Origin of the sequence: Pseudomonas sp. lyk4-R2A-8, assembly GCF_030209095.1 — a bacterium.
In the GTDB taxonomy this organism is placed as follows: Bacteria; Pseudomonadota; Gammaproteobacteria; order Pseudomonadales; family Pseudomonadaceae; genus Aquipseudomonas; species Aquipseudomonas quebecensis.
Window position 1 is genome coordinate 115363 of record NZ_JARVSS010000001.1, and the last position, 19206, is coordinate 134568.

General features: G+C 61.6%; 12 protein-coding genes and 1 pseudogene. 7 read left to right on the top strand and 6 right to left on the bottom strand.

Features of this window, described 5'->3' with window-relative positions; translation table 11 throughout:
* Window positions 1–25 precede the first annotated feature (25 nt).
* Entirely contained in the window at window positions 26–2722 is a 2697-nt protein-coding gene (locus tag QRN10_RS00460) for a putative bifunctional diguanylate cyclase/phosphodiesterase (protein WP_181080392.1), read from the top strand.
* A 72-nt stretch (window positions 2723–2794) separates the two neighbouring features.
* A complete protein-coding gene (gene msrA / locus QRN10_RS00465) occupies window positions 2795–3442 on the top strand; it encodes a peptide-methionine (S)-S-oxide reductase MsrA (RefSeq protein WP_253510110.1) in 648 nt (215 codons plus the stop codon).
* Window positions 3443–3560: 118 nt separating this feature from the next.
* Here msrA and QRN10_RS00470 read toward each other — a convergent pair whose 3' ends face one another.
* Window positions 3561–4397 (bottom strand): 23S rRNA (adenine(2030)-N(6))-methyltransferase RlmJ, encoded by an 837-nt coding sequence (locus tag QRN10_RS00470; protein ID WP_285427677.1) that lies wholly within the window; start codon window positions 4395–4397, stop codon window positions 3561–3563.
* Between the two features lie 175 nt (window positions 4398–4572).
* Between QRN10_RS00470 and QRN10_RS00475 the strand changes: the two genes are divergently transcribed.
* The gene (locus QRN10_RS00475) at window positions 4573–5850 is read left to right on the top strand and encodes an O-acetylhomoserine aminocarboxypropyltransferase/cysteine synthase family protein (RefSeq protein ID WP_285427678.1); all 1278 of its coding nucleotides are present in this window, start codon (window positions 4573–4575) and stop codon (window positions 5848–5850) included.
* Here QRN10_RS00475 and QRN10_RS00480 read toward each other — a convergent pair.
* From QRN10_RS00480 to putP, 3 genes are all read right to left on the bottom strand, one after another.
* Complete coding sequence (locus QRN10_RS00480; protein WP_285427679.1) at window positions 5836–6561, bottom strand: DUF4123 domain-containing protein; 726 nt, start codon at window positions 6559–6561, stop codon at window positions 5836–5838. The two genes, QRN10_RS00475 and QRN10_RS00480, sit on opposite strands and share 15 nt — an antisense overlap.
* A gap of 20 nt (window positions 6562–6581) precedes the next feature.
* A complete protein-coding gene (locus QRN10_RS00485) occupies window positions 6582–8597 on the bottom strand; it encodes a type VI secretion system Vgr family protein (RefSeq protein ID WP_285427680.1) in 2016 nt (671 codons plus the stop codon).
* 208 nt (window positions 8598–8805) lie between these two features.
* Complete coding sequence (gene putP, locus QRN10_RS00490; RefSeq protein ID WP_181080386.1) at window positions 8806–10290, bottom strand: sodium/proline symporter PutP; 1485 nt, start codon at window positions 10288–10290, stop codon at window positions 8806–8808.
* A gap of 457 nt (window positions 10291–10747) precedes the next feature.
* On the opposite strand from putP, the gene putA reads away from it, so the two are divergent.
* Window positions 10748–14701 (top strand): trifunctional transcriptional regulator/proline dehydrogenase/L-glutamate gamma-semialdehyde dehydrogenase, encoded by a 3954-nt coding sequence (putA, locus tag QRN10_RS00495; RefSeq protein ID WP_253510100.1) that lies wholly within the window; start codon window positions 10748–10750, stop codon window positions 14699–14701.
* A gap of 171 nt (window positions 14702–14872) precedes the next feature.
* Complete coding sequence (locus tag QRN10_RS00500) at window positions 14873–16675, top strand: acyl-CoA dehydrogenase (RefSeq protein WP_285427681.1); 1803 nt, start codon at window positions 14873–14875, stop codon at window positions 16673–16675.
* On the opposite strand, the gene QRN10_RS00505 is transcribed toward QRN10_RS00500, so the two are convergent.
* Window positions 16672–16962, bottom strand: a complete 291-nt coding sequence (locus tag QRN10_RS00505) for a cell division protein ZapA (RefSeq protein ID WP_181080383.1) — start codon at window positions 16960–16962, stop codon at window positions 16672–16674. The two genes, QRN10_RS00500 and QRN10_RS00505, sit on opposite strands and share 4 nt — an antisense overlap.
* Window positions 16959–17189: a hypothetical protein gene (locus QRN10_RS00510; protein ID WP_024073014.1), complete on the bottom strand. Its 231-nt coding sequence runs from the start codon at window positions 17187–17189 to the stop codon at window positions 16959–16961. The genes QRN10_RS00505 and QRN10_RS00510 overlap by 4 nt, the downstream gene beginning before the upstream one ends.
* Window positions 17190–17485: 296 nt before the next feature.
* On the opposite strand from QRN10_RS00510, the pseudogene QRN10_RS25215 reads away from it, so the two are divergent.
* Window positions 17486–18241 (top strand): annotated as a pseudogene (locus QRN10_RS25215) (MCP four helix bundle domain-containing protein); the annotation flags it as partial.
* Window positions 18233–19096 (top strand): methyl-accepting chemotaxis protein, encoded by an 864-nt coding sequence (locus QRN10_RS25220; protein ID WP_400814952.1) that lies wholly within the window; start codon window positions 18233–18235, stop codon window positions 19094–19096. The pseudogene QRN10_RS25215 and the gene QRN10_RS25220, both read left to right, overlap by 9 nt.
* The last annotated feature ends 110 nt before the right edge of the window (window positions 19097–19206 follow it).

The following is a 19206-nucleotide window of genomic DNA, read 5'->3' on the forward strand; positions in this document are numbered from 1 at the left end:
GCGTTATTTCAAGTGAGTTTCCCCCATGAAAAGCCAACCCGATGTCGCCCGTACGGCGGCCGAGGTAGTGACGCAGTTACCGGTGCCTTCGCGCCTCGGTATGCTGCGTTTCGAGCGGCTTAATGAGGCAAGCTGGGCTCTGCTCTACCTCGATCCCAACTGCGAGCGCCAATTCGGCCTGCCGGCGGTTGAACTGTGCGCCCTGATCGGCACGCCCTACGCCAGCCTGATGGAACCCCAGGCCCGCTATCAGTTGCACGACGCCATCCAGCAGCAACTGACCCAGAGCCCGCACTATCTGGTGCGTTACACCCTGCACACCAACGATGGCCCGCTAAGCCTGCTGGAAATGGGCGAAGCCTACAAACAACACAATCGTCACTTGCTGCGCGGTTACCTGATGGTAGTCGACGGCCTGTTCAGCGAGGTGCCTTTGCCCCTTCCCTCCTCAGAAGATTTGGAGAGTCAGAACAGTCGTCTGCAGATCGCCCTGGAACTCAACCAACGGGCCCAGCAGGAACAATTGCAGCACCTGGAACGGGTGCGCGCCCAGCAGGAGCTGATCCTGCTGCTGGCCCGCCAGCGTTACACCGCCAACAATTCGCTGCAGGAAGCCGCCGAGCTGATCACCCGCAGCGCCTGCGAAATCTACCAGCTCGATTGCGCCAGTATCTGGAACCTTGAAGGCCAGCGCCTGGTGCCGATTTCCGCCTACCATCGCGCCGATCAACAGCACCATTTGCCTGATCCCATCGACGCCAGTTGTTTCCCGGATTATCTGGAAGCCTTGCACACCAGCCGAGCCATCGATGCCACCAACGCGATGCGCGACCCACGCACTCGCGAAATGGCCGAGAGCCTGCGAGCCAACGATGTGCACGCCATGCTCGACGCCAGCATCCGCGTCGACGGGCAGGTGGTCGGCGTGCTGTGCCTGGAACAGAGCGGCGGTTCGCGCGCGTGGCAGGCCGATGAAATTGCCTTTGCCGGGGAGCTGGCGGATCAGTTTGCACAAGTCATCAACAACCATAACCGTCGCACCGCCACGAGCGCCCTGCACCTGTTCCAGCGGGCCGTAGAGCAAAGCGCCAACGCCTTTCTGCTGGTCAACTGCGACGGCGTGGTGGAGTACGTCAACCCCAGCTTCACCGCGATCACCCAGTACAGCGCAGAAGAGGTCCACGGCCATCGCCTGGCGCAGTTGCCGGCGCTGGAGAACCTCAGTGAGTTGCTGTTCGACGCGCCGTCGAGCCTGGCCAAGAGCAACAGCTGGCAGGGCGAGTTCAAAAGCCGCCGCAAGAACCTGGAACCGTACTGGGGGCAGTTGTCGATTTCCAAGGTCTATGGCGACAACCGTGAGCTGACCCACTACATCGGCATCTACGAAGACATCACCCAGACCAAGCTGGCCCAGCAGCGCATCGAGCGTCTGGCCTACACTGACAACCTGACCAATCTGGGCAACCGCCCGGCGTTCATCCGCAACCTCGATGAACGCTTTGCCCGCGACAGCGACAGCCCGATCAGCCTGCTGCTGGTGGATATCGATAACTTCAAGCGCATCAATGACAGCCTCGGCCACCAGACCGGCGACAAGTTGCTGATCAGCCTGGCCCGACGCCTGCGCAACAGCTTAAGCAGCAGTGGCAGCCTGGCGCGCTTTGCCAGTAACGAGTTCGCGGTGCTGCTGGATGAAACCGATCTGGAAACCGGTCAGCAAGTGGCCAGCCAATTGCTGGCGACCCTCGACAAACCGATGTTCGTCGACAACCAGTTGATCAGCGTCACCGGCTCCGTGGGCCTGGCCTGCGCGCCGCTGCATGGCCGCGACCCGCAAACCCTCATGCGTAACGCCGGCCTGGCACTGCATAAAGCCAAGGCCAACGGCAAGCATCAGGTCCAGGTCTTCACCGAAGCCCTCAATGCCGAAGCCAGCTACAAGCTGTTTGTAGAGAACAACCTGCGCCGCGCCCTGACGCAGAACGAGCTGGACGTGTTCTACCAGCCCAAGCTATGCCTGCGCAGCGGCCGCCTGCTCGGCATGGAGGCGCTGCTGCGCTGGAACCATCCGGAAAAGGGCATGATCCGCCCCGACCAGTTCATCAGCGTGGCCGAAGAGACTGGCTTGATCATCCCCATCGGCAAATGGATTGCCCGCCAGGCGTGCCGCATGAGCCGGCAACTGAGCGCCGCCGGCCTGGGCAACCTGCAGGTGGCGATCAACTTGTCCCCCAAGCAGTTCTCCGACCCGGACCTGGTGGCCTCGATTGCCACGATCCTCAAGGAAGAACAGCTGCCGGCCAACCTGCTGGAGCTGGAGCTGACCGAAGGCCTGCTGCTGGAAGCCACCGAAGACACGCGCCTGCAATTGGACCAGTTAAAGAGCTTCGGCCTGACCCTGGCCATGGACGACTTCGGCACCGGCTACTCATCGCTGAGTTACTTGAAAAAATTCCCCATCGATATCATCAAGATCGATCGCAGCTTTATCCACGAGATCCCGGACAACCAGGACGACATGGAAATCACCTCCGCCGTGATCGCCATGGCGCACAACCTCAAGCTCAAGGTGGTGGCCGAAGGCATCGAGACCGCCGAACAACTGGCCTTCCTGCGGCGGCACCGTTGCGATGTGGGCCAGGGTTACCTGTTCGATCGGCCGATTCCCGGAGCAGAGCTGCCGGCCATGCTTAAACGCTACCCGCGTGGCCCAATCGCCTGACATCGCTGTAACACTCGGGCACACTGACTGTCTGAATTTTTACCATCACTCAACCTGACGAGAGGACTGCTCATGGTCTTGCGCTCGGAAATTCTGGTGAACAAAAACGTGCTGCCTACTCAAGAACAAGCGTTGCCTGGGCGTGAAACGCCGATGACCCTGCCCGAGACGCACTTCGTCAACGGCAACCCTCTGCTGGGCCCATTCCTCGATGACGTAGGCTTTGCGATCTTCGGCCTGGGCTGCTTCTGGGGAGCGGAACGCAAGTTCTGGCAGCGCGACGGCGTGGTCAGCACCGTGGTGGGTTATGCGGGCGGCTTCACGCCCAACCCGACCTACGAAGAAGTGTGTTCCGGACTGACCGGCCACAGCGAAGTGGTGCTGGTGGTGTATGACCAGGCCAAGGTGAAATACGAAGACCTGCTGAAGATGTTCTGGGAATTGCACAACCCAACCCAGGGCATGCGCCAGGGCAACGACATCGGCAGCCAATACCGTTCGGTAATCTACGCGACCACACCGGAACAACTGGAGGCTGCAAAGGCCAGTGCCGAGGCGTATCAGGCCGAACTGAACAAGGCCGGCCTGGGGCAGATCACCACCGAAATCGACCAGGCACCGACCGTGTATTTCGCCGAGGCGTATCACCAGCAATACCTGGCGAAAAACCCACAGGGTTATTGCGGCATTGGCGGAACAGGCGTGGTTTGCCCGATCTGAAGATCGGAGCGGCAAGCTGCAAGTGGTGCTTTCTGCCCTCACTTGTAGCTTGAAGCTTGAAGCTTGAAGCTTGCAGCTTGCAGCTTGCACCTTGAAGCTTGCACCTTACAACTCACACCTACTCAGCTATAAACCAATCCATCTGCCACCCGCCCTGGGTCTGGCCCAGTTGCTTGGACAGCCACGGCAACAGCTCACGCAGTTCTTCCTCCAAGCCCCATGGCGGGTTGGCAATCGCCAGGCCCGAACCGGTCAGGGTGTTGGGCGTGTCCAGCGGATGCACCAGCAATTCCACCCGCAACAATTTCGGCGCCCCCGTGCCGGCCAGGTCCTGATAGAAGCGACGCAACATGCGCTGGTCCTTGACCGGGTACCAGATCGCCGCCACGGTCTGGCGCATGCGGCCGACTGCTTCCTTGAGGGACGCGGCGCAGCGTTGCATCTCGTCGAGCTTTTCAAACGGTGGGTCGATCAGCATCAGGGCGCGTTTTTCCGGCACGGGCAGCAACGCTCGCGGCACATGCCAGCCTTCGCCCAGGTGCACCTTGACCCGGCGATCGCCCTTCATGTTGTCCTTTAGCAATACACCGTCTTCAGGATGTTTCTCGTTGAGCAACACACGGTCCTGCGGGCGCGTGAGCCGACGCGCCAGTTCCGGCGAACCGGGGTAGTAGCGCAACTGGCCGTCCGGGTTCATCTCATGCAGCACGCGCATGTAGTCGGCGGTCAGCGGCGGCAAATCGGTCCGGCCCCACAGTCGCGCAATGCCTTCCAGGTATTCGCCGGTGCGGTTGGCCTGATCGCCCTGCAAGTCGTACAGGCCGATGCCCGCGTGGGTATCAAGGTAGGCGAACGGCTGTTCCTTGCGCGACATCAGGGCGATGAGGCGGGTCAAGGTCAGGTGTTTGAAGACATCGGCGTGGTTGCCGGCGTGAAAGGCGTGACGATAATTCATGGTTGCTCCTGCGCAGGGGGCGAAGTTTACCTTCTACACGGACAAAGGTGCAGGGCGGCATGCCGGGCGGTGCTTATGCCCTAAAGGCAGCAGACGGGCGGAAAAAAATCTAAATACCCGCCTGAGCGCGGATTTATTGTGGCGGGCACCCAATCCAAGGAGGTCAATTGCCATCATGAAAGACGCCACCCTCGCCCTGCACCACGGCTTCAAGTCGGACCCGACCACCAAGGCCGTGGCCGTGCCGATCTACCAGAACGTCGCTTTCGAATTCGACAACGCCCAGCACGGCGCCGACCTGTTCAACCTGGACGTACCCGGCAATATCTACACGCGCATCATGAACCCCACCAACGATGTCCTGGAGCAACGTATCGCCGCCCTCGAAGGCGGCATCGCGGCGCTGGCGGTGTCAGCCGGTAGCGCGGCGATCCATTATGCGATCCAGACCCTGACCCGCGCCGGAGACAATATCGTCACCACGCCGCAACTGTACGGCGGCACCTATACCTTGTTTGCCCATTTGCTGCCCAGCTTTGGTGTGGACGTGCGGTTCGCCCGGGACGATAGCGCCGAGGCCATCGCCGAGCTGATCGATGACCAGACCAAGCTGGTGTACTGCGAGAGCATCGGCAATCCGGCGGGCAATATCATCGATCTGGAGGCCCTGGCCAAGGTGGCACACGCCCGAGGTGTGCCGTTGATGGTGGACAACACCGTCGCCACGCCGATCCTGTGCAAACCCATTCAGTTCGGCGCCGATATCGTCGTGCATTCGGTAACTAAGTACATCGGCGGCCATGGCAATTCGCTCGGCGGAGTGATCGTCGACAGTGGCACCTTCCCCTGGACGCAGTACCCGGAAAAATTCCCCGGCCTCAACCGGCCCGAGCCGGCTTATCACGGCGTGGTCTACACCGAAAAATTCGGCCCCGCCGCGTTCATCGCCCGCGCGCGTACCGTGCCCTTGCGCAACACCGGTGCGGCCCTGGCGCCGATGAATGCCTTTCTGTTGCTGCAAGGCTTGGAAACCCTGGCGCTGCGCATGGAACGCCACACCGAGAACGCGCTCAAGGTTGCGCAGTTTCTACAAGGGCATGCCGACGTGGAATGGGTCAGCTACGCGGGCCTGCCGGAGCACCCGCACCATCGACTGGCGCAGAAATACATGCAAGGCAAGCCATCGGCGATCCTGTCTTTCGGCCTGAAGGGCGGCTATGACGCCGGCGTGCGTTTCTACGATGCACTGCAGATCTTCAAACGCTTGGTGAACATCGGCGACGCCAAATCCCTGGCCTGCCATCCGGCGTCCACCACCCATCGGCAGATGAACGAACAGGAGCAGGCCAAGGCTGGCGTGAAGCCGGAGATGATTCGCCTGTCGGTCGGCATCGAAGCCATTGAAGACCTGATCGACGATTTGCAGCAGGCACTGGGCTCAACTCGCCTCTGAGTCGAGATAGTCCGTCAGCGCCGCATAGGTGACCACGGGCCCACGGGCGAAATACGCGACCTTGTGCTGCAGGGTCGGGGGCGTGAAGGCGGTGCAAAGGTCCGGGCGCTGTTCCTCAAGCCATTGCAGCAGGTTGTCGATCAGGGTCTGCGGCGATTGTTCGGCCAGATGCTCCAGCAACGTGGCAGGCACTTGCCACCAGGGGCTGGTCTTGGCGGCGCCGACCGGGCCCGTCGCAACGGCCAGCGGCTGCCCATTGATCAAGTAGCGCTGGAACACCGGCAGCACCTGCCCCGCGCCATTGCCCAGGTGCTGCAGCAGCGGCAGCACCTGCGTGCCATCCCAAAAGCGCAGGAACACTGCCTGCCCCTCGGGCAGGTTCACTTGGGTCAAGCCCTGCAGATGGGCGAGTACCACCTCCAACGGGCTGGATGACACCGCCAGCCAACCCCAGTCCTCGGCCTGGGTGTGCGTCACCCAATCGAGAAACGCGCTGCCGGGCTCGACCCGTGCAAGGTAAGGCATGACCTGCGTCCAGTCCGCGTAGGCGGTGCCTGCCCAGATGGCGCGCGGCGAGGCTCCCGCGGCCATGCCTTGCCAGGCGTCGAACGGCTTGGCATCGCTGGCACCGCCCAGCACCGCGAAGAGTTGCTCATGGGGTTGCAGGGGCCATTGGGCCAGCCAGGCACCGGGTGACAGAGGTTGCTCCATTGGGGATAAGTTCCTTGGGTTCAAAGTTGACTGATGGGGCGATCAGCGACATCACACTGCCCGTTCTTGCAGCGCTCACACTCTTCACAGAACGGCGCGCTGCGTTTCAGGCTGGCTATCTGCACACGGCTCAACGGGGCCGGGAGCACCGCCAGCACTTTATCCCTCAGCCCGGGCAGTAACGGCGCCGGTGCAGGCGCGGGAGCACCGCCCAACTGGATCTCCACGCTGCTGAAGATGCCGGCGGCGGACACCGTGATCGACTGCCCACCGGCCTGAATCGTGACACTGGCACCCGCATCGATGACGACGCTCTGGCCGGCGCCGATCCGGATCACCTGCTCCGCGCGTACCTGCTGTGAACCACCGATCACGAGGTGGTCGTCCTGCTTGAGTTGCGTCAGGCGGTTGCCATGGGTGATGCGCTGCTCTTCACCCTGCAGTTCATGGTGCGACTCGCCGCCCACGGTGATTCGACGCCGGTTGTCCACCCGCACCTGCTGGTCATGCAGCACATGCTGGGTCCAATCGCGCTGAGCGCGCAGGTAGATTTCCTCGGCGCCCTTGCGGTCCTCGATGCGCAGTTCGTTGTATCCGCCGCCGCCAGGGCTGCTTTGGCTGCGCAGGATGCTGCGGGTCTTGTCCGCCGGCAGGTCGAGGGGCAACGGCGTCGCGGCGTTGGCCAGGCAGCCGACCACCACAGGCATGTCCATGTCGCCATTCAAAAAGCCCACCAGCACTTCCATGCCCACCCGTGGGATCAGTACCGCGCCGTAGCGATCATGGGCCCAGCCGCTGGCGACCCGCAGCCAGCAACTGGAATGCTCGTCATGCGTGCCGTGGCGGTCCCAGGCCAGTTGCACTTTGACGCGACCGTATTCGTCGCAATGGATTTCACTGTCGGTGGGGCCGGTCACCACCGCGTTCTGGTAACCCGTCAGCGGCCTGCGCGATGGCAAGGGTGGGCGAAAAACCACCTCCCAGGGCGCTGCGACGAAGTGGTTGGAGTAGCCCTGACGCATTTCCCCACCGGCGACCTCGGTCACCGCCTCTTCGAGTACCTGGGGCTGGCTGCCCTCGTGAGTCACGTCGATCATGAGCCACAAGTCGTTCCACTCCTGGCGCGGATGCCCGGCCAGCTTGAGGAAGCGTCCGCAGGCGAGCGCCGGCTCATCCCCGCTGCCGACGGCTAAGCAATGCTCGCTGCGGTGACGCTCCAGGCCCCGCTGCGCCAGGTGCTTACCCTCTACACGGTCGGTGAAATGGCCGGGGTAGCCCTGCGCTTCAAGGCGCGGATTCTGCTCGTCGGACACCGTGCTTTCCAGCGTCAGGCGTGGCTTGCTCCAATCGTAATCGCGCAGGCTCAGAGCCGTCGTACAGGTGCGCAGTTGCACCGCGAAACGCTTGATAGCCGGCGTGTCCGCCACCATCCCGGACCCTGCGGCGTAGGGCGTGGCGTGCTCGGCCTGGGCGAACACGGTCTGGTCATCGCCAAATACCAGCAAATGGCCTTCGGGCGAATGCCGAAAGTGGTAGTGAATGCCCAGCTCGGCACACAGGCGCTGGATGAATGCCAGGTCGGTCTCAGCGAACTGCACGCAATACTCGCGTTCGGGGTAGGTGCCACTTAAGCGAAACTCGAATCGATCGGCCTGGATGCCCTGCTCTTTAAGAACCTGGGCAACGATCTGCGGCACGGTCTTATGCTGGAAAATGCGTGGGTGGCTGCTGTGGGCCAGATAGGCCAACTGAGGTACCAGACGAACGCTGTAACGGGTCAGCCGCCGCCCGGAGTCGCCCTGCGCCACATGGTCCACCACGCCATGCACACCGTGCCCATGCGCATCAAACCCCAGATAAGCCTGGCGATGCAGCAGACCTTCCAGGTCAAGGTCAGGCTGCTCGCCGACCAGTTCCAAATCAAAATGATAGGGCTGGCTGAGTACTTCACGACCTTTGAAACGGTAGACCTTTAGGTCGCTGGGCACCCCATCCAGGGTCAGGGTAAAGGCACTTTGATTGGCAGGCGCGAACATCCGATGTTTCTCTGCGAAGGCTGGGGGGGGGGCGATTCTGCAACAGTGTCGAGTCCTGCTGAGCACTGCTCGCACAAATCAGTAAAGCCCTACGCACGAGTGTGCGAATCGTCAGCTTGCATGCGCCAAATCATTCGCAAAAAAAGGCCCGCTATCCATAGGATGCGGGCCTTTCGTTTAACTCATCAGACGCTGGGCGCCCGTCGAATTACTTGTTGAGGTTGTAGTCTTTTTCCGCAGCATCAAAACGCTCGACCATACCCGCGGTCGGCGCGCCCAGCTTGCTCACGATGTAGATCGCCAGGCTGGCAAAGATGAAGCCAGGGATGATTTCGTACAGCCCCAGCAGAGCGAAGTGTTTCCACACAATCACGGTAATCGCGCCGACCAGGATGCCGGCCAGAGCGCCATTGCGGGTCATGTTTTTCCAGATTACCGAAATCAGCACCACAGGTCCGAACGCGGCGCCGAAACCGGCCCAGGCGTAGCTCACCAGGCCCAGGACGCGGTTGTTCGGGTTGGCGGCCATGGCGATGGCGATCAAGGCCACCAGCAGCACCATCAGCCGGCCGACCCAGACCAATTCAACCTGGGACGCGCTCTTGCGCAGGAAGGTCTTGTAGAAGTCTTCGGTCAGGGCGCTGGAGCACACCAGCAGCTGGCAGCTCAAGGTGCTCATTACCGCCGCCAGGATGGCTGACAGCAGCACGCCAGCGATCCATGGGTTGAACAGCAGCTTGGCCAGTTCGATAAACACACGTTCGTGGTTCTCGGTCACCGGCCCGGCCACTTCCGGGTGTGCCGAGAAATAGGCGATGCCGAAAAAGCCCACGGCCACGGTGCCACCCAGGCACAGGATCATCCAGGTCATGGAGATGCGGCGCGCGTTGGCGATCGACTTCACCGAATCGGCCGCCATGAAGCGCGCGAGAATGTGCGGCTGGCCGAAGTAACCCAGGCCCCAGCCCATCAGCGAGATGATGCCGATGAAGGTGGTGTTCTTGAGCATGTTGAAGTTGTCGGGGTTCTTGGCTTCGATCGCCAGGAACGTGGTGTCGACGCCGCCGGTGGCCAGCAGCACGATGATCGGCGTGAGAATCAGCGCAAAGATCATCAGCGTGGCCTGTACGGTGTCCGTCCAGCTCACCGCCAGGAAACCGCCAACGAAGGTGTAGGCAATGGTCGCCGCCGCACCGGCCCACAGCGCAGTCTCGTAGGACATGCCGAAGGTGCTTTCGAACAGACGCGCGCCGGCGACGATACCCGAGGCGCAGTAGATGGTGAAGAACACCAGGATTACCACTGCGGAGATGATCCGCAGCAGGCCGCTTTTATCTTCGAAGCGGCTGGAAAAATAGTCCGGCAGCGTCAGGGCGTCGCCGTTGTGTTCGGTCTGTACCCGCAGGCGACCGGCCACGAACAGCCAGTTGAGGTAGGCACCGACGATCAGGCCGATGGCGATCCAGCTTTCCGACAGACCGGACATGTAGATGGCGCCCGGCAGGCCCATCAACAACCAGCCGCTCATATCGGAAGCGCCGGCCGACAAAGCCGTTACCACACTACCGAGGCTGCGACCGCCCAGGATGTAATCGGAAAGGTTGTTGGTGGAGCGATAGGCCATGAAGCCGATCAGCACCATTGCTGCGATATAGATCACGAATGTGATCAGGGTTGGATTGCTAACGCTCATAAGAAGTGACGCCCTGGCTTTGTTTTTATGTAGCGGCGACCTGTCAGACGCCTCCCGTTTAAGGGCTGGACGAACCTGCACGCCGCGCATTTATGACTGGCGTTTCCCCAGGAAAGCCGCCAGCCGATGAACCGAGCCCGTAAGCTGGTTGCACCTTGGCCGCGAATGCTATTCAACAAAGCAAATAAGGTGCAACCAGTTTCTCGAGAATAAGTTGCACCCTGACGCAATTTGCAGAAAAGGCCTCGTTTTTGCTCCTTTTCGGAGCAAGGAGCGCCGATCTCAGAAGTAAATGCACCAAGACACAGCGGATTGTGCAGCCGCCAAATTATTTCCGACGAAGCCACTCACATTTCACAAATAAAAAGGGTTGCACCCGGTTGCACCTCTTGATGGGCAAAGCTAATCTTGCCGCCAGCTAATGCCACGCGGTAGTGGCACCCATGAGGATAAGAAAATGGCGACGACCACCCTTGGGGTCAAACTCGACGACCCGACCCGCGAACGCTTGAAGGCGGCCGCGACCTCCATTGATCGCACGCCGCACTGGCTGATCAAGCAGGCGATTTTCAATTACCTGGAGAAACTCGAGGGTGGTGCAACCCTGACCGAACTCAACGGCTCGGGCACCAAGGACGCCGACGACGCAGGCGACATCCAGACCGACCACGCCCACCAATGCTTCCTCGAGTTTGCCGAAAGCATCCTGCCGCAGTCCGTATTGCGTGCCTCGATTACCGCCGCTTACCGCCGCCCTGAGCCGGAAGTGGTGCCGATGCTGATCGAGCAGGCCCGCCTCCCGGCGCCAATGGCCGAGGCCACCAATAAACTGGCTGCCACCATTGCCGAGAAACTGCGCAATCAGAAGAGTGCCGGCGGCCGTGCCGGGATTGTTCAGGGCCTGCTGCAGGAATTTTCCCTGTCGTCCCAGGAAGGCGTGGCGCTGATGTGCCTGGCCGAAGCGCTGCTGCGCATTCCGGACAAGGGCACCCGCGACGCACTGATCCGCGACAAGATCAGCACCGGCAACTGGCAGCCGCACCTGGGCAACAGCCCGTCGCTGTTCGTCAACGCCGCCACCTGGGGTCTGTTGCTGACTGGCAAGCTGGTCGCCACCCATAACGAAGCCGGCCTCACCTCGTCCCTGAGCCGCATCATCGGCAAGAGCGGCGAGCCGATGATCCGCAAGGGCGTCGACATGGCCATGCGCTTGATGGGCGAGCAGTTCGTGACCGGCGAAACCATCGCCGAAGCGTTGGCCAACGCGAGCAAGTTCGAAGCCAAGGGCTTCCGTTACTCCTACGACATGCTCGGTGAAGCCGCCCTGACCGAACACGACGCCCAGAAGTACCTGGCCTCGTACGAGCAAGCTATTCACTCCATCGGCAAAGCCTCCCACGGCCGTGGGATTTATGAAGGCCCCGGTATCTCCATCAAGCTGTCGGCGCTGCACCCGCGCTACAGCCGTGCGCAATACGAGCGCGTGATGGATGAGCTGTACCCGCGCCTGCTGTCCCTGACCCTGCTGGCCAAGCAATACGACATCGGCCTGAACATCGACGCCGAAGAAGCCGACCGCCTGGAGCTGTCGCTGGATCTGCTGGAGCGCCTGTGCTTCGAGCCGCAACTGACCGGCTGGAACGGCATCGGTTTCGTAATCCAGGCTTACCAGAAGCGTTGCCCATACGTGATCGACTACGTCATCGACCTGGCGCGCCGCAGCCGCCATCGCCTGATGATCCGCCTGGTGAAAGGCGCGTACTGGGACAGCGAGATCAAGCGCGCCCAGGTCGAAGGCCTGGAAGGCTATCCGGTGTACACGCGCAAGGTATACACCGACGTTTCCTACATTGCCTGCGCGCGCAAACTGCTGTCGGTGCCGGAAGTCATCTATCCGCAGTTCGCTACGCACAACGCCCACACCTTGTCGGCCATTTACCATATTGCCGGTCAGAACTATTACCCCGGCCAGTACGAGTTCCAGTGCCTGCACGGCATGGGCGAACCGCTGTACGAGCAGGTGGTAGGCAAAGTGGCCGACGGCAAGCTGAATCGTCCGTGCCGCGTGTACGCCCCGGTCGGCACTCACGAAACACTGCTGGCTTACCTGGTGCGTCGCCTGCTTGAAAACGGCGCCAACACCTCGTTCGTCAACCGCATCGCCGACCAGTCGATTTCGATCCAGGAGCTGGTGGCCGACCCGGTGGCCAGCATCGAGCAGATGGCCACCGTGGAAGGCGGCTTCGGCCTACCGCACCCGCGCATTCCGCTGCCGCGTGACCTGTATGGCAGCGACCGTGCCAACTCGGCCGGTATCGACCTGGCCAACGAACACCGCCTGGCATCGCTGTCCTGCGCCCTGCTGGCCACCGCCCACAACAACTGGAAAGCCGCACCGATGCTCGGTTGCGCCTCCAGCGAGCAAGCGCCGACAGCGGTGTTGAACCCGTCCGACCTGCGCGATGTGGTCGGCCAGGTACAGGAAGCCACCGTCGAAGACGTCGACAACGCCATCCAATGCGCGATCAACGCCGGTCCGATCTGGCAGGCCACCCCGCCGGCCGAGCGCGCCGCCATCCTGGAACGCGCCGCCGACCTGATGGAAGGCGAGATCCAGCCGCTGATGGGCCTGCTGGCCCGCGAAGCCGGCAAGACCTTTGCCAACGCCATCGCCGAAGTGCGCGAGGCCGTGGATTTCCTGCGCTACTACGCGGTGCAGGCGCGCAACGACTTTACCAACGACGCCCACCGCCCGCTGGGCCCGGTGGTATGTATCAGCCCATGGAACTTCCCGCTGGCAATCTTCAGTGGCCAGGTCGCCGCAGCGCTGGCTGCCGGTAACCCGGTGCTCGCCAAGCCTGCCGAGCAAACCCCGCTGGTGGCGGCCCAGGCTGTGCGCCTCCTGCTGGAGGCCGGTATCCCGGAAGGCGTGCTGCAACTGCTGCCGGGCCAGGGCGAAACCGTCGGCGCGCGTCTGGTGGGTGACGATCGCGTCAAAGGCGTGATGTTCACCGGTTCCACCGAAGTGGCGCGCCTGCTGCAACGCAATGTGGCCGGTCGCCTGGATGCCCAGGGCCGTCCGATCCCGTTGATCGCCGAAACCGGCGGCCAGAACGCGATGATCGTCGACTCCTCGGCGCTGACCGAACAAGTGGTCATCGACGTGGTGTCGTCGGCCTTCGACAGCGCCGGCCAGCGTTGCTCGGCCCTGCGCGTGTTGTGCCTGCAGGAAGATTCAGCGGACCGCGTCATCGAAATGCTCAAGGGCGCCATGGCCGAATGTCGCCTCGGCAACCCGGAGCGCCTGTCGGTGGACATCGGCCCGGTGATCGACGCCGAAGCCAAGGCCGGCATCGAGAAACACATCCAGGCCATGCGCGATAAAGGCCGCACTGTGTACCAGGTGGCGATTGCCGACGGCGAAGAAATCAAGCGCGGCACCTTCGTGATGCCAACCCTGATCGAACTGGAAAGCTTCGACGAACTGCAGCGCGAGATCTTCGGCCCGGTGCTGCACGTAGTGCGCTACAAGCGCAAAGAGATCGACCAGTTGATCGGTCAGATCAACGCGTCCGGCTATGGCCTGACCCTGGGCGTGCACACGCGTATCGACGAAACCATCGCCAAAGTGATCGACAACGTTCATGCCGGTAACGTCTACGTTAACCGCAACATCGTAGGTGCCGTGGTCGGCGTGCAGCCGTTCGGCGGCGAAGGCCTGTCGGGCACCGGCCCGAAAGCCGGTGGTCCGCTGTACCTGTACCGTTTGCTGTCGACTCGTCCTACCGATGCGATCGAGCAATCCTTCGTTCGCGCCGACAAAGTGGCCGCACCGGACATGCGCCTGCGCGACGCCATGAGCCAACCGCTGACCGCCCTGAAAAGCTGGGCAGACAGCAATAAGTTCAGCGAACTGAGCGCCCTGTGCACTCAATTCGCCGCGCAATCGCAAAGCGGTATCACCCGCCAACTGGCCGGCCCGACCGGTGAGCGCAACAGCTACGCCATCCTCCCTCGCGAGCACGTTCTGTGCCTGGCAGACGTGGAAGGCGACCTGTTGACTCAATTGGCAGCGGTATTGGCGGTGGGTGGCTCGGCGGTATGGCCGGAAACCGACCTGACCAAAGCCTTGTTCCCACGCCTGCCGAAGGATATTCAGGCGAAGATCAAGCGCGTAGCCGATTGGACCAAGGACGGCGTGGTGTTCGACGCCGTTCTGCACCACGGCGACTCCGATCAATTGCGCGCGGTATGCCAGCAAGTGGCACAGCGTGGCGGGGCGATTGTCGGGGTGCATGGGTTGTCCCAGGGCGAGACCTCCATTGCGTTGGAGCGCCTGGTGATCGAGCGGGCATTGAGCGTCAACACCGCTGCGGCGGGCGGTAACGCCAGCCTGATGACCATCGGCTAACCCTGAAAGAAATACAGCTGGACAATGTGGGAGGGGCACCCCCCCTCCCACATTCGACTGCATTGCAAATGATCATCTGTGTTTTGCCGTTCCATCACTTAGATCAATCTTGCTATTCACCCTTAATTCGCGCCCTTAGACTCAGGCCAATTCCTACAAAGGTAATCCGCCATGTCCGAGACGCTGCTCAGTTCCCGCAATCTGGCTTTCGAGCTGTACGAAGTCCTCGATGCCGAGGGCCTGACCCAGCGCGAGCGGTTTGCCGAGCACAACCGTGAAACCTTCGATGCGGCCATCAGCACCGCACGCAGCATCGCCGAAAAGTATTTCGCGCCCCATAACCGCAAAAACGACGAAAACGAACCGCGCTATGAAGACGGCAAGGCCATCCTCATCCCGGAGGTCAAGCCGGCCGTGGACGCGTTTCTGGAGGCTGGCTTTCTCAATGCCGCGCGCAGTTTCGAGGCTGGCGGCATGCAGTTGCCGACCCTGCTGTCCCAAGCCTGCTTCGCGCACTTCCAATCGGCCAACGCGGCGTCCACCTCGTACCCGTTCCTGACCATGGGCGCGGCCAACCTGATTGAAAGCTTCGGCACCGAGGAGCAGAAACAGCGCTTCCTGCAGCCGATGATCGAAGGACGCTTCTTCGGCACCATGGCGTTGACCGAGCCCCATGCCGGCTCGTCGTTGTCGGATATTCGTACACGCGCAGAACCTGCGGATGACGGCACCTATCGCCTCAAAGGCAACAAGATCTTTATTTCCGGCGGTGATCACCCCTTGTCGGAAAACATCGTGCACATGGTGCTGGCCAAGTTGCCGGATGCGCCGCCTGGGGTGAAGGGCATTTCGCTGTTTATCGTGCCTAAATTCCTGGTCAACGACGACGGCAGCCCGGGCGCACGCAACGACGTGCTGCTGGCAGGGCTGTTTCACAAGATGGGCTGGCGTGGCACCACGTCCACAGCGCTGAATTTCGGTGACAACGGCAACTGCGTGGGCTACCTGGTAGGCAAGCCGCATCAGGGCCTGAGCTGCATGTTCCAGATGATGAACGAGGCGCGTATTGGCGTGGGCATGGGCGCGGTGATGCTCGGCTACGCCGGTTACCTGTACTCGCTGGAATACGCCCGCGAACGCCCGCAAGGCCGCTTGCCGGACAGTAAGGACCCCACGACCGCACCGGTCTCGATCATCCAGCACGCGGACATCAAGCGCATGCTGCTGACGCAAAAAGCCTACGTGGAAGGTGCCTTCGATCTTGGCCTGTATGCGGCGCGCCTGTTCGACGACACCACTACGCTGGTCAGCGAGGCAGAGCGCAAGCAGGCCCACGAATTGCTGGACCTGCTCACCCCCATCGTTAAATCCTGGCCGTCGGAGTTCTGCCTCAAGGCCAACGAGCTGGCGATCCAGATTCTCGGCGGCCACGGCTACACCCGCGAATACCCGGTGGAGCAGTACTACCGTGATAACCGCCTCAATCCGATCCATGAAGGCACCCATGGCATCCAGTCCCTGGACTTGCTGGGTCGCAAGCTGGCGCAGAACGGCGGCGCGGGGCTCAAGCAACTGATCCGCCTGATCGCCGACACCGGCGCGCGCGCCCAGCAGTACCCGTCACTCACCGCATTGCGTGAACCGCTGGAGCACCTGCTCAACAGACTGCAAAGCGTCACACTCGGCCTGTTGACGGACCTCGCGCAAGGCAAGGTCAACAGCAGCCTGGCGAACTCGGCGCTGTACCTGAAGGTGTTCGGGCACACGGTGATTGGCTGGCGCTGGCTGGAACAGGCGATTCGCGCCGAGGAAGGACTGGCCAAGGGCAATGCAGCGGACGCTGCGTTTTATAAAGGCAAGCTCCAGGCTGCCCGGTACTTCCTGACCTGGGAAGTACCGAGCTGCCATCATGAACTGGCGATTCTGGAGGCACGGGACGATACGTGCCTCGCGATGCAGGATGAGTGGTTCTAAGGCTGGATCGCCTTGGAAATCACCTCGACCGTGGCGCTGACTTGCTCTTGGTAACGGTCGAGTTCCTGTTGATGGGCCTGCTGCATTTCGATCTGCTCGGCGCATAGATTCAGCGCCGCCAGCACCAGTAATTTGTCACCGATCAACGTCGGGTACTTCTTCTTGGTGGTGGCCAGGGAGGCCTTGAGCATGGTCACGGCGTGCATCAGGGTCGTGTCTTCCCCGGCCGGCGCCTTGATCGAGTAATCCTCGCCGAGGATCGAAACGACCTTTATCCCTTCATTCATGCGCTCACAGGACCTGCGCTCACGCGCTCAACCAGCGCTTGGATACGGGCAGCGGTAGCACCGTGCTTTTCTTCCTGTTCCATCAGGTTCAGTTGCAGGCTGTCGTTTTCATCCTTGGCACGAGCGAGTTCTGCCTTAAGGGCTTCATTGCTGCCCAGCAAGTCCTGGTTTTGCTGTACCAAGTCGCTGACCAGTTGTTCCAGTTGGCTGAGGGATGCTTCTAACATTTTGATTTCTCGAGTTTTTTAAAAGGGCGGTGACGATAAAGAAAATTCACCTCGGATGCCAGGCTTATCCCGGCGCGCAGCCCGGTTTTTCAAGGGGCAGGCCACGCTTTCGAGCCTTAGTGACTGCAATTCCCCCATCTGGTTCCTGAATCGGCCAAACCCCTCGTCAGGTGCGACAAAAACGCACAGCCCCCTTTAGACTTTAGTCTTACGACCGATAGCCATGCACATCCCGTCTCACGGCCGCACGGATCGCGCTTTTCCCCCTTCAGGATTTCAGCATGTCGCTTCGTAATATGAATATCGCGCCGAGGGCTTTCCTCGGTTTCGCGTTGATTGGTGCACTGATGTTGTTTCTCGGTGTGTTTGCCCTGAACCAGATGAGTAAGATCCGAGCCGCCGCGCAAGACATCACCCTGTCCAGTGTGCCGAGCATCCGCGCACTGGATGAATTCACCCAACTGACCCTGCGCCTGCGGGTACTGTCGTACCGCCTGCTGACCAATCGCGAACCGGACGTGCAGCAAAAAACCCTGGAAGCGTTCGAACTGCGCAACCAACAGATCCGCACCGCCCAGGCTACCTACGAAAAGCTGATTGAAAGCCGCGAGGAGCGCGCTGCCTACGATGAGTACGTGCGGCTGCTCGGCCAGTACCACCAGATCGAAGCGCGCATGAAGAGCCTGTCCCAGGCCAATCAGATGGATCAGTTGCGGACCCTGCTCAACACTGAGCTGTTGAGTAACTCGGAGCAGGTCAACGCAGTGCTGACACGCCTGCTGGATATCAACAACAGCATGGCGCTGGCGACCAATCAGGAAGCCAAGGATCAATACACCCTCGCCTTTGACCTGGTGGTGGGCCTGCTGGTGCTCGCCACCGCGTTGACGATGCTGTTCGCCTGGCTATTGACCCGCAGCATCACGCTGCCGATTTCCCAGGCATTGAGCGCCGCCGAGACCATCGCCGAGGGTAACCTGACGCAGCCGGTCCAGGTCGAAGGCAACGACGAAGCCGGTCGCCTGCTCGCCGCCATGGCGAAGATGCAGACCAAATTGCGCGACACCCTGCAGCGTATCGCCGGCTCGGCCACTCAGTTGGCCTCGGCGGCGGAAGAACTGAACGCAGTCACCGACGAAAGCGCGCGCGGCCTGACCCGACAGAACAACGAAATCGAACAGGCCGCCACGGCGGTCAACGAGATGACCAGCGCCGTCGAAGAAGTCGCGCGCAATGCCGTGAGCACGTCCGAAGCCTCACGCAATGCCACCGCTTCAGCCGGCGACGGCCGCGATCTGGTGCAGGAGACCGTCAGCGCCATCGAGCGCATGAGCGGCGACGTGCAGGCCACCGCTACCTTGATCGGTGACCTGGCCACTGAGTCGCGGGACATCGGCAAAGTGCTGGATGTGATCCGCGGCCTGGCCGACCAGACCAACCTGCTGGCCCTGAACGCCGCCATCGAAGCGGCTCGTGCCGGCGAAGCCGGGCGTGGATTTGCGGTGGTCGCCGACGAAGTCCGCGCCCTGGCCCATCGCACGCAGCAGTCCACCAGCGAAATCGAGCGGATGATCGGCAGCATCCAGGCCGGCACCGAACACGCCGTGAACTCGATGCGCAACAGCACCGAGCGCGCGGAATCGACGCTGAACATCGCCAAAGGCGCAGGGATGTCCCTGGAGACCATCAACAGCGCAATCGTCGAGATCAACGAACGTAACCTGGTGATCGCCAGCGCGGCGGAAGAGCAGGCGCAGGTGGCGCGGGAAGTGGATCGCAACCTGGTGAATATTCGTGATTTGTCGGTGCAATCGGCTACGGGCGCCAGCCAGACCAGCGCCGCGAGCAGCGAATTGTCACGCCTGGCGGTAGACCTGAACGGGATGGTAGGCCGCTTCCGCCTCTAACTGCCTGCACATGCTTGAAAAATGTGGGAGAGGCTTGCCCCTCCCCCATTTGGATCCAGGTGAATCAGAAAAGCTTTTTGACAGGGCGGCAATTCAACAGGTTAGAATCC

Bases quoted from the DNA above. Each gene is read 5' to 3' on its own strand.
- QRN10_RS00505 (WP_181080383.1), bottom strand. From the start codon at position 16,962: ATGAATGAAGGGATAAAGGTCGTTTCGATCCTCGGCGAGGATTACTCG.
- putP (WP_181080386.1), bottom strand. From the start codon at position 10,290: ATGAGCGTTAGCAATCCAACCCTGATCACATTCGTGATCTATATCGCA.
- QRN10_RS00510 (WP_024073014.1), bottom strand. From the start codon at position 17,189: ATGTTAGAAGCATCCCTCAGCCAACTGGAACAACTGGTCAGCGACTTG.
- QRN10_RS00485 (WP_285427680.1), bottom strand. From the start codon at position 8,597: ATGTTCGCGCCTGCCAATCAAAGTGCCTTTACCCTGACCCTGGATGGG.
- QRN10_RS00460 (WP_181080392.1), top strand. From the start codon at position 26: ATGAAAAGCCAACCCGATGTCGCCCGTACGGCGGCCGAGGTAGTGACG.
- QRN10_RS00470 (WP_285427677.1), bottom strand. From the start codon at position 4,397: ATGAATTATCGTCACGCCTTTCACGCCGGCAACCACGCCGATGTCTTC.
- QRN10_RS00500 (WP_285427681.1), top strand. From the start codon at position 14,873: ATGTCCGAGACGCTGCTCAGTTCCCGCAATCTGGCTTTCGAGCTGTAC.
- msrA (WP_253510110.1), top strand. From the start codon at position 2,795: ATGGTCTTGCGCTCGGAAATTCTGGTGAACAAAAACGTGCTGCCTACT.
- QRN10_RS25220 (WP_400814952.1), top strand. From the start codon at position 18,233: ATGCAGACCAAATTGCGCGACACCCTGCAGCGTATCGCCGGCTCGGCC.
- QRN10_RS00480 (WP_285427679.1), bottom strand. From the start codon at position 6,561: ATGGAGCAACCTCTGTCACCCGGTGCCTGGCTGGCCCAATGGCCCCTG.
- QRN10_RS00475 (WP_285427678.1), top strand. From the start codon at position 4,573: ATGAAAGACGCCACCCTCGCCCTGCACCACGGCTTCAAGTCGGACCCG.
- putA (WP_253510100.1), top strand. From the start codon at position 10,748: ATGGCGACGACCACCCTTGGGGTCAAACTCGACGACCCGACCCGCGAA.